This is a genomic window from Infirmifilum sp. (assembly GCF_049970975.1).
Lineage (GTDB): Archaea > Thermoproteota > Thermoprotei > Thermofilales > Thermofilaceae > Thermofilum > Thermofilum uzonense.
Window position 1 is genome coordinate 1 of record NZ_JBMFLX010000165.1, and the last position, 2574, is coordinate 2574.

A 2574-nucleotide genomic window follows, 5' to 3' on the forward strand; every position below is an offset into this window, starting at 1 on the left:
TGCGCTTAGAAGCCATATAAGCTTCCCGATAGAAGGTGAAGCAGATAAGAATATATCCCTTGCGACAGAATTTAAGTGACCCTAATGTCATTTGTAAAACCTGGTAGGAATTTTACTTACCCGGAATACGAGCCCCAATGGCCCCCTAACCCGCCTCTCGACTTTCTACACGTGACGGCCGAGGTCAGGCTTAACCTGGCTCAAAGGAGTCTGAATGGTAAGGCCATAAACATATTCAAGGCACTCACAGACATTGATAAATTGTCCCTGCACGCCAGGGACATGTCTATTATCAGCGTTAAGGTCAACGGTTCTGAGGCTAAGTATTCTTACGACGGGGAGAACCTCGAAGTTTATTTGCCGCGCCCGGCAAGCAAGGGTGAGAAGATAGAGGTCGAGGTAGAATACAGGGTTATACAGCCCAAGGCGGGGGTTTGGTTCATACCAGTTGATAGGGACGAGCCTGCAAGGTTCGTATACACTCAGGGGGAGCCGGAGGACACCAGGTACTGGCTTCCGACGTACGACTACCCTAACAGGAAGGCCACAGTAGAACTCTCGATTATTGCTCCCAGGGGTCTCGCTGTCGTGGCCAACGGAGTCTTGATGGGGAGTGAAGTCATCGGGGATGACGCTAAATGGACTTTCAGGCTCGACTCGAAAATTCCCGCCTACCTTATAGCCTTCGCGGTCGGGGACTTCGCGGTCAAGGAGGAGAAGCTTGGCAACATACTCTTACAGTACATAGTGCCGAGAGGAAGAGAGGGAGATATGGAGAGGAGCTTCAGGTATACTAAAGACATGATAAGGTTCTTCGAGGAGTATACCGGTGTCAAGTACCCGTACCCGAAGTATAGTCAGGTCTGTGTCGACGAGTTTGTCGCGGGAGGCATGGAAAACGCCTCAATAACCATACTTACGAGTGCGACCCTACACGACGAGCTGGCACATGTGGATTTCAGGAGTGAGCCGCTTGTGAGCCACGAGTTGGCGCATCAGTGGTTTGGGGACCTGGTGACGTGCCGTGACTGGTCGCACATCTGGCTTAACGAGAGCTTTGCAACCCTCATGGAGGCGCTATGGAGGAGAAAAGAGCTCGGCGAGGACGAGTTTGTCTACGACCTGGTGAGTATGCTTGACTCTTACCTGGGCGAGTATGAGAGGTATTCGCGTCCGATCGTGACAAGGGTATATAAGTATGCGGACGAGGTCTTCGACGCGCACAGCTACCCTAAGGGTGCCCTGGTTCTGTGGACTCTAGCGAATATTATAGGCGAGGATAACTTTAGGAGGGGGATAAAGGCCTACCTGGAGGCGAGGCGTGAGTCCACTGCTGACACGGATGACCTCAGGAAGGCTCTCGAGAATACAGCTGGAGTCAGCCTAGACTCCTTCTTCGAACAGTTTGTGTATAATGCGGGACACCCGTCCCTCACGGTTTCGTGGAGGTGGGAGGAGAAGGAAAAGGTATTGGAGCTAAAGGTTGTACAGGGTCAGGGCGAGGATTCCCTTCCAAAGTATACATTACCATTAGAGGTAGTGTTTAAGGGTGAAGGGTGGGAGACGCGTAGAAAATTCGAGATTCGCGAAAAGACACATGTTTTCTACGTGAGGCTTGACTCCAAGCCTGACTGTGTATGCGTCGACCCGGATTTCAAGGTTTTCAAGGCTCTATCGCTTGACGTGGGCCCGGACGAGGTTTTACGAGTGGTGAAGGGCTGTGGGAAGCTTTACCCACGAGTGATTGCAATGCGAGAGCTTGGGAAGAAGGGGAGCGCACGGCATGTCGAGGAAATCAAGCAGATACTCGTGAACGAGGACGAGTTCTGGGGTCTGCGTGCGGAGGCTGCAGGCGCTCTCAGGAGGATTGGGGGTTTCGCAGCCAGGAAGGCTTTGCTGGACTCCCTTAACGTGGTTAAGAACCCCAGGGTTAAGCGTGCAGTCATAAGGGGCTTATCCGCTTTCAGGGATGAAGAGGTAGCTAGAAAACTCTCAGAAATCTTGTCGACTACAACCGAGAGCTACTACGTGAGGGCAGAGGCCGCTATATCGCTCGCGAGGACTGGTTATAAGGGTGCCTTGGATGAGCTCAAGAAAGCCCTGGAATACCCCTCACATAACCACGTTATTGCCGCGAGCGCTCTTGAGGGCATGGGTATAATTGGAGACCCTGAGGCTCTCGATGTAATACTGAGCTATGCCTCGCCCGGGAAACCGTTACAGCTCAGGACAGCGGCTATCAGGGCCTTAGGATACTTCACGCCAAACCAGAAGATAATCGACGCTATGGAGCAGGCTTCACGAAGCCAGCACCCCCACATACGGCTGGCCGTCACAGTTGCAGCCACAAGGTCGTTGAGCCCGAAGTACCTCTCCATCCTTGAACAGTTGAAGAACGATGTCTCCGGGAGGGTTGCCAGGTCGGCAAGAGACGCTGCTGAAGCAATCAAGAAGAGCATGGAGAGGGGAGAGGAGTACAGGAAGCTCCGGGAGGAGTTGGACAAGCTACAGGAAGAGGAGAGGAGACTCTCGGAGAGAGTTGAAAAACTCGAGATGCGTGGAGCCTAGCTTTAG

At 52.8% G+C, this 2574-nt stretch carries 1 protein-coding gene; it reads left to right on the plus strand.

Translation table 11 applies throughout. The features are described from left to right. Positions 1-84 precede the first annotated feature (84 nt). Entirely contained in the window at positions 85-2568 is a 2484-nt protein-coding gene (locus tag ACP5KC_RS10070) for a M1 family aminopeptidase (protein ID WP_428287484.1), read from the plus strand. Positions 2569-2574: the final 6 nt, after the last annotated feature.